The following is a 9487-nucleotide window of genomic DNA, read 5'->3' as shown; positions in this document are numbered from 1 at the left end:
CACTGCCAGACTGCAAATAGCATTTCTCTCCTCGTTTATGTTCTGCAATGATTTTCCTACCCCGACTATTCCTTTGTGCGATTGCAGTAATGCATATTTTTTCTGATCCTCTACATCCCAAGGAATTTCAATATTATGCACTTTACCGACGCTGACTGGAAATGGTCTGTCGATTCTGTAAATATCCGATCCTCTACATAGTACCCGCCAATAACTGTCGCTTTCCGGGTGCCCGTAGCAAAAAACAAAATCCGCCATGGACATAATATCCATAAATTTTTTCTTGAGAGCGACAGGATAAGGATTCATCTGCCATCCCACGACTCCATCAACATATACGATTGTTTTAGCGTGTTTAATGCCCGATAACATTTCAAGAAATTTATCGTGTTTTTTTTCATTGTCCGGTTCACACAACAGCCAGAACATAACGGCCTCGAACTGGTCACAATATTCCGATGTACTCTTAGTTTCCGCCCAATGAGCGGTTTCGGTAGTCTCCTGCCAATTTCTGAATATCCTTATCCAGTTAATTACATTTTGGGAATAACCATCGGGGTTTCCAATAATTTGTTCCCAATTTACTTCGTGAATGAAAAAAAACTTTTTCATGGTCAAATCCTTTGCAAAGTAAAGATGGCTTTGGTCATAGGAAATTCTGGAAGAAGTCCTTGCTTTAATCTGTCCAAATCTTTGTCCAGACCTTCCCCCGGTTCATGAACTCGATGATTTATCAAAAAATAGGTGTCAATATCTACATCATAGTTTACTTTCCCCGTCACCTTGAAAACATGACCAAGGCGACTGAAAAGTTCAAGCAAAATTCTCTTAGTATATGCTGCAAAATTGCTTTTCGTCTCAGGAAAATAAAAATCGACTGTATGACTAGTTAATCCGCCGGTTTTCAATACCCTTGCGATCTCCATTAGAGCATCCAATGTCGGATTAACTATCTCTGCCCAACGCTCTGGTTCTCCTGGGAATGATGCGATATGTTCTAATACGCAGACGCTTGTTACTGCATCAAAACTACTGTCGGGATACGGTAAGGAAAATATAGTACCTTCATCATTTTTTATACTTAGCTGTTTGGACCATTCCACAAACGCCGGCACGGGTTTGGTATCAATACAGGTTACTGTGTACCCCTTTGTGCTCAATAATACCGGCAAAATTCCCTGGCCGGCTCCGATGTCAAGAAATTTTGTTCCAACATAACAACGCTTTACTGCCTCATAGATCATTGAGATTTCCCATGCTTTCGAGTTATCCCAACCTGGCGAAAGACCAACGTTTCGCATGAGTGTACGTATTATGTCAATGTCATCTATGGCAGGCAGCCAGCGAAAATCCCGCTCTTCAAATATTTTATTGACCAATAGCATTTTCCGATCCTTCCATCCCCCAGCTAAATCTGCTCTTTTCTAAATACAAAAATCTTCCAATCATTATCGTGTGCTAACGGATACTCCATAGCACGTCGGCTTGTTTCCCGATCTTCTACCATCCCCGTTTGCTCCAATTTCTTAATCCACCACGTGGAATCACGGATGGTCACATGCGTTGCATCTCTGAATATTTTATTAGATCGTTTTTTGGTTTCCTTGTCTCTAAAATTGGTTGCAATTGCCAGAAAAGCCATGCCTCCAATTTTTAAAACCCTTTTGATATTCAACAAGGTTGCGGATATCTTTCCCTCTGGAATATGCTCCAGACAATCCCGGGATATGACCATATCGAAAAATTCTGAAGCAAAAGGGATTTTCTCTGAGACATCAGCTTGATATAAGGTCTGTACATGCCTATGCTCAACCGCGTACTCGGAAATTTCCACTCCATACGCATCGATACCTTGTTCTCGCAAATGATATACCAAATCTCCGAATGCCCCTCCCACGTCAAGCAACCTCCCGGGGATTGCCGGTAATACCGTCAAGAGAAACTCTGCGTATTTCTTGTGGAATTCGTTCTGGATTCCCCACGCACTTCCATCATACCAACCGAGATGTCCATGCGTCATAAAATAGTTTTCATCAAAGCATGATGTTAAATTCGGCGCATCAAGAAGAGTTTCAATTTTTTCAATAATTTTGTCCGCTTTTATTGATTCAAGACATAACGGGGGATAGTCGTTCCATTTTTTAAAGGCACATTTTCTTGCATCCCAGCAAGGACAATACGACCACTCTCCCTGGAATTCTTTAATCTCTTCTTGCTTTGCTGTTATAGAAGCATATTTTAGTATGTTTCTAATAGACCTTCGTTGGACAGACAATAAGTTTAAATGATATTTACCAAAAACCTGAAGATCTTCACATCCAAAAACAGCAACAGTAGGTCTATAAGTAAGCTGTGAAATCCAGAACATAGCTGTTGACACTGTTACTACAGCATCTAATAAAGAAACTACTGCCATCCACTGTCGCAAAGTTAAATCTTTAATTATTACAGCGCCTTCAATATTAACTTCTTTATTATGAAAAATGAGAGATGTAATATCTTTATCTTGGCACCAAAGAACTAATTGTTCAACCAAGGATATATCCAAATCCTTTGAAAGATGTGTTGAAAAAGGAGCAATTCCTATTTTTTTATTACTTCCAAATTGATCAATATACTCTTGTGCCCATTTTATTTCCTGGTCAGTAAAAGTAAGATGCCCCTGATGACTTTTTAATTTTAAACCAATCGATCCTGCTATAATATCAGCTCGATTTTCAGTTACATTGGGCATCGTTCTGCATTCTATCTCTCCTGGAACTTGTGTTATATCTTTAGCTAAAATATATTGATTATAACAGTTTGGCTTCAAATCCTCTACTGCTAAGATATGATCTATAAATGGACAATCCTCGATTAAGGATAAATACTTACATGGAACTGCAAAAGTAATCTTTCCTATCTTCGGCACTTGTTTTAAGTCTTCAAATATTAAACGAGTACAAAGAATATCACCAATGCCACCCAGTGTATTGATCAATAAAATATTACATTGAGAAGAAATCTCACATTGAGCTCTAACATCTAAATCGACAATTTTAACATGTTCTTTCATTGAAATCATCAATTCACCAGCATAATTTCTAATAAACCAGAACCGCCACCAGAAATAGCAGTCGTCTGAGCGTAAAACAGAACCTGCCCTGCTGAGCCGAAAATTTCCATAGATAAAGGCCCTGTTACTGTAAAGAATGTACTTCCATCAGAGTTGGCAGATAATCTCCAGCTTATCGCTGACCGTTCGCTAATAATTAATTCTTTACATGTTTTGTCAGCGGGTATTGAAACTGCCGTCCAACTTACGGGTACAATAACTTGTTCAACAACACCCACAATTGCCGATCCAACGGAAACGAATGGAGCACTAACGTTTGCCATAATATTCTCCTTAAAATGTGGTTTTTTGCCAAGGTAATTTCTTTCCAAACACTGACTCTTGCCAGATTGGTTTTTCCTTTGATTCCCATGAAACCATCCCTGGAATCAGTTGCCTGCCTATTGGTTTTAATAGTGTCTCATTTCTTAATCTTGCAATCACTGTCATTTTCTTATCTATCTCGTCAACAAGTTCACGCTTTCTATCAGAAGTATATTGTTTAGATTCCATTATAACTGATTTTCTTTTTCGTAATTTCCCTATCTTTAAAGATGTCTTCCTGAATGAAGTCGCAAATCTTTTGATTCCATTAGTTTTCTTATTAAACTTATCCGCTTCTTCTTTATCTGTTTTAAATAACAAATTAAACCCTTGTTCTGCTTGTGTTATTTTTTCAAGATTATCATAAAAATTGGTTATATCTTTTCCACCAACAAATTCTTTACCAATAAATCCTTTAAGCCCAGGTGTTACTTCGTACCAATGTTTTGTAACTTCTGGTATCTCATCTGTTTTAAATAATGGGTCTATAATATCAAGTCCAAATTTTCCTAAACCGCCAGTCCATCCTCTAACCCAATTTTCCATTTTAATAGGTGATATATCCATTGCTTTTCCAAATTTCTTGAGAGCAATGCTTGTGTATTGATGTGCCCTTTGGCCCGGAGGAAGTCTTTTTATCGTTTCGCTTTCAATTGGACGCTCCATAAAAAAACTCCAATTGGTCATATTTTCAAGTATGGGTAAGGCCGCTGTAGGAATAAGTCCTGGCATAGTTCCGTCTTTTATTGATTGAGCTATAGTCTTTAATTCTTTTGGATCGTTAAGAGCAATATAATCTAAAATTCTTTCCGGTAAAGAACCAAATATAAGACCTAATTCAAAAGGTTTTGGCAAAGAAATTACTGGCATATCTTCAATGATAATATTCCAGAAAAAGTTCTTTCTCCATCCTGGCAAGGCGTTGTATCGTTCTTTTCGATCATCATCACTATTGTTATATAACCATAAAGCAATTGAAGGAAGGGTTATTCCCATTGTGAGTCTTAATAAAGTACGTCCTGGATATTTGTGTATTTTCCTACGCATTATATCTATGCCCTGAACATTAGCATTCCAAAAAGCTATGATCTGGTTAATTCTGCGCTCCTCTCCTATCCTGCGAAAGTCTAGTGTGCTTTCTCTTGCCGCTGCAGTTGCTTCTGGAACAGTTGCGCCCTTAGCTCTTGCTCTTTTATATAACCCCAATCTGGTAGCCTTTTCCATCGCTTCTGAGGCTATTCGCAGGTATTCAATAGGATTATATGTTTTTAATCCTTTCCTAAAACCAACAATATCTTTAGTAGTCATGTTTAAGGTGGTTCTATCCATGCTGGTAAAGTATGCTTGTTCACCACCGCCCGCTTTGAATTCTTGATAAAGATCACCCTTTTTCATTAATTCAAAAAATCCTCGACCCAAATCCCAAAAAGGTATATACCCGTATTTAGAATATACCATTGCTGTAAACTGATCTCTTATGGGGTTACGCATAATAAATTCAGCAGATAAAGTTGCACCAGCACGAAGAAGGCGAGCAGGCCCCGATAGAATCTTTATAACCATGCTCATTTCTTGTGGTGAGTAATAGTCTATAGCTTTGTGAACATCTGCTGGTATTTGCCAATAATGTTTCATGCCATTTACAGGAACTATGATTGTATTTTTAGGCGGTATTGGAGACTTAGCAAATAAAACATCTGACATTTTGGCTAAAATTGCTTGTCCCGAAGGTCGTATTGTCAATAATTTTCTTAATTGTGGTTTGGAATTAAAGAATTCTTCTAATTTCTTTACAGCAGCCGGAGCTAATTTCCTTGCTTGATCGGGTTGTGTTAAGTATCTTGAGACAAATTCAGCTACTTGTTCTGTACGTTTTCTTATGTATTTTTTATAATAAGCAGAACTATCATCCGCTGCTCTTTGGTCTGCTATTTTTCTTAATTCTTTCTTAATTGTTGCGTATTCTTCTCCCCTGCCTTTTATGAGTAGGGTCTGCAAGTCAAACTTTCTGTCAATTAAATGCCCCAATTCATGTGCGTATGTTTTTTCAGTAGTAGCAAATTTTAATTCAATTCTATTTGATTCTTCATCAGTAAGTCCAAGACCTCTCATTTCGTGAATAAACCGCCCTAATTTACCACGGCCTACTTTTTTTAAAGTTTCTACAGTTGCTCCAAGCCCTTTAGTAACTTCATCAAGTTCCCCTCTCATTTTAGGGTCAACTTCAGCTTCTAATGTTTGTTTTACTGGGATATAATGAGGCTTAACCTCTTTAATAACCTCAGTAAGATCAGGGGTCAGGTTTCTAAGATTAACTATTTCTTTGTTAAGCTTTATTGTTTCTAACAATTTAATTGTCTTATATGTATTAGAAATAGACGATTCAATAGTTGGTATTTTCCTAAGTTCAGAGCCTCTAATTTTTTTAAGGGGGTCTTTACCACCAAAAACCTGCTCTCCGACAGATTCCATTTCTCGTAAAAACGAAGCGTAGAACTCAGCCTCCGGTCTTGCTTTTATAGTTTCGTAAATCCTATTAGACAACCAGCCTTCTTCAACTAAAAGCTGTAAGAGAATATCATCATATTTCCTTTGGGCTTTGGAAGTGTCTCGAAGTTTCTTAATTTTATCTCCGTACTTTCTTTCAAGTGCGTTGATAACTTGAGTCGATGCTTCAATATCTGTTCCTGTTATATCGGGTCTGAATCTGGCAAGAGCAACATCTCTTTCAGCTATTCTAAGGGTTTCATAATCTTCATATTCTTGAGGATTAAGGTCTTTAACTATTTCTTTAAGAGACTGTGTATTTTCGATATATACAGGCTTGCCTTCAACATCTAATCTGTGTGGCCCCTTACCGGCTACAAAAACCTCTACAATACCACCCTTGCCCCACACCCTGTTTATTTGGTCTTGGACCCGCTGAATAGCTTTAGGGTCTTTAGATTTTTCTGCTAATCTAATTGCAGGATATTCTTTAAAGACAAATTTAGTGTAAGTTTTTGCAATAAAATCTTTGGCATTTTCCTTTGTAAGACTTAATTTTTTAGGTTCAAAAGCTATGTGTTTTTCTTTATAAGTTTCAATTATATCTTTTTCTTTGGGTTTTCTTAGTCCAAGCATTTTTTCAGCAACAGTCAGCTTTTTAGTTGGCTTACCGGCTACGGCATACATTATATCAGGCTCATCTAATCCGTATGCTCCAGTGTTGAATATAGATTTTATTTGGGTTGGTTCCCATACCGCTATCGTATCATGTGGTGCGCCAGAAAAGGCTGATTCTTTTATATAAATTCCATCATAACCTTTTGATTCAAGCAGATCGATAACGTCCTTGCGCTCATATACAATCCAATTACCTTCTTTATGAAGTCCTTTTTCTATAACACCCTGCATACCCTCCATAGTTTTTAGTAATGGTTCAACTACTTTATAATCTTTCATTGGATTAAATATGTTTTGAGCTGAGATATATACAGGATATATGGAGACATCAGCTTCTCTTTCTTCAGTATATCTTGTTCTTGGTTCTGTTGCTCTTAATTTATCATATTTTTCAGTCCATTTAACTTTATCTGTTTTATATAATTCATCTGAAATCTTATGAAAGTCCTTCCAGTGTTTGTCTAAGTTTTTCTGGTCTTGGTCAGTCCAACTATAATTTCTTGATGGCTTATTGGGTTGTCGGCCTCTTGCCCATTCTTCCGCAAATGCCGGGTCTTTGCTAAAGAATATCAGTCTATCATCAAACCTTTTTTCGTCATGTTTGAATTTGTCAATTATAGCTTTAGTCCCATGATAAACTGGCAATGGATTATCATTTTTATCCACAACTTGACTCTTTTTAAACCATTTATTGAACTTAGGATTATCTCGAATATTAGCAATAGCCTTCTTCAAAGAGAAACTCACATCCTGAGCAAACTGATTAATGCCTGAAGTTTCTGCTTCTCTCTGAAAGATTTCTCCACTTTCAAAGGCTCTTGTTACCCCCCTCGAAGTAGCCTTGAAAAGATTAACCAATGAATCTATAAAATCAGCTATTTTGTTAAGTATCTTTTGAGTTGTTCCGGTATAAGTTGCCCTCTTATGCAGACCTTCAATTATGAACTTTGCCCGATCCTCGAAGCCACCTATATCGTTTTTATTCTGTGTTTCAAATTTACCTGCCCGGGCAAGCCACTTTATTTTGCGTGTGAGAGCTGATACTTCATCAGACCTAATAAGACCTGCCTTTTCGGACATGTGGATTCCTTCTTCTGTAAGCGTCCACCTGTCCCCTATTCCTTTGACTATCTCTATTGTATCGTCTTCAAACTTACCGGCAATTAATTCGCCATCTGTTTTCATACGACCACGGCCAATTTCAAAGGCAAGTTCGTTCTCTGCGATGGATTGTACGTTCTTAACTTGGAAGCCGTATCCGCCTCGGAGTTTTACCCAAACATTATCGTCTTGAGTCAGTCCGGAATGAAGGGGTTTGAATAGGTCTCTTACTTGAGATATGGTTATGTTACTGTCGGAGATGGATTGTTTAGTAGCATAAAATTTGTCAATAAAATCTTTACTTGTCCTTACTTTTGAAGATGCTAAATAATCTAAAATATTGTCGATGTCTTTTATTACTGCCCATCTATCCGTTATTCCGTCTCCTAAATCAAAGATAACAGGCAAAATATTACTATCCACACGATGACTAATTGAAACTATGTTATCTATTTCTACTATTAATCCTGCTCTGTTGTTAGCATCCTTGTTTCTTATTTCTTCGGTTAATCCTTTCGATGCACTTTTTAAATCTTCTATCATTGCAGGCGGGCTTTCTACTTCAATCTCACCTGTTTCAAGTCTTCCTATTGTTTTCTTGATTTTAGAGTTTAAATCTATAGCAATAGTTTTTATCTCAGATGTTGAAATAAACAAATCAGGATCGGCTATCCGAGCATAATTTAATATAAAATCGCCTATTTCTCCTTCTGGTAAGTTTAATTTTTCTTCTTTTAAAATTTCTTTCCAAATGGCTTTCTGTGGCTTGACTTCTTTGGTGGCATAAACAACATCTGTAGGTTTAGGTTTTTCTTGTCCATAGAAATCTTCAAAATAATGTTCCCATGTAATTTTAGAGGGGTATCTTGAAGGTCTAACATCAAAGACTTCAGACAATCTTATCTTGCCACCTATTTTATTGTAACCAATAACTGCATCGTATCCTGCTTTTCGGACAGAACTTGCTACAATATGTTCTTGAATAGCATAAGGGAGTGTATTGCCTTTTGTGCTTACCTCTATTATTGCGTCTGTTAAATCTGAGTTGCCACCATATTTTTCTAATAAATTAGACACACCGTTATAATCTGGTCTGTGAATAAAGCCTTTTGTCCAAGCATTTCTTAGAACGTCTGAACGCATTTTTTCATAAGCACCTTTACCGTTAATAAAATTATAAACAAGTTTAGGCGCTCTGCCCCCTGAAGATGCCTTGACCATATATGGATTACGATAAGTAGTACGCCCTTCTAACCTTTCACTCCCTCCATATCCAATTTTACCTGTTGTGTAGTATTTTTTATAAGGACTCTTTTTTTCTGGTAAAAAGAAAACTCCTTCTCTGATAGAAAGTTCACCTGCTTGTTCTGGCTTTTGGTAACGTACGACATCTAATGAAAGACCATTTTTATCTAAAACTGCGCCTTCTGTATTTTCTATAGCCTCTATTTCTTCTGGCTTTAACTGTTTTTGAAAAGTAACCTTCTTGGTGGCATACTTAGGCAGTTCTCCGGTTGGTTTGGCTTCTAATGATTTAAGCCATGTTCTTATTTCGCCTTCATATTCAACAACAGCTTTGCCTTCTTTGGTAAGACCGGCGGCTTTTAATAGTGCGTCTCGTACAGCTCCAGCACCTATCTTAGAAAATGGCAGATCCTTCCCTGTTAGTTCCTTCATAACCCGTTTTCTCAGGTCGATATTGCTACTGCCCATTGGATATACTTGGTCTGTGCGAGGAAGAGATAATAGCTCTGCCGCTATTGCACTACTTAATCCTCCGGTGTCTTCTCTGGCCCTTGATAC

The 9487-nt window shown here is 37.4% G+C and carries 5 protein-coding genes; all 5 read right to left on the bottom strand.

Annotation, left to right across the window (positions count from 1 at the left end; all coding sequences use genetic code 11):
* The coding region (locus tag Q7J67_00755) for a hypothetical protein (GenBank protein ID MDO9463826.1) at positions 1–612 on the bottom strand (612 nt) is incomplete at its 3' end.
* A gap of 2 nt (positions 613–614) precedes the next feature.
* Positions 615–1385, bottom strand: coding sequence for a class I SAM-dependent methyltransferase (locus Q7J67_00750; GenBank protein ID MDO9463825.1), 771 nt, complete (start codon positions 1383–1385; stop codon positions 615–617).
* 23 nt (positions 1386–1408) lie between these two features.
* Positions 1409–3064: a methyltransferase domain-containing protein gene (locus Q7J67_00745; GenBank protein ID MDO9463824.1), complete on the bottom strand. Its 1656-nt coding sequence runs from the start codon at positions 3062–3064 to the stop codon at positions 1409–1411.
* Entirely contained in the window at positions 3064–3378 is a 315-nt protein-coding gene (locus Q7J67_00740) for a hypothetical protein (protein ID MDO9463823.1), read from the bottom strand. Before Q7J67_00740 ends, Q7J67_00745 begins: the two co-directional genes overlap by 1 nt.
* Positions 3379–3388: 10 nt before the next feature.
* A complete protein-coding gene (locus tag Q7J67_00735; GenBank protein MDO9463822.1) occupies positions 3389–9361 on the bottom strand; it encodes an LPD38 domain-containing protein in 5973 nt (1990 codons plus the stop codon).
* Positions 9362–9487: the final 126 nt, after the last annotated feature.

Source organism: bacterium, assembly GCA_030652805.1.
Lineage (GTDB): Bacteria > JAHJDO01 > JAHJDO01 > JAHJDO01 > JAHJDO01 > JAHJDO01.
This window is presented reverse-complemented; position numbering and strand designations above follow the sequence as displayed.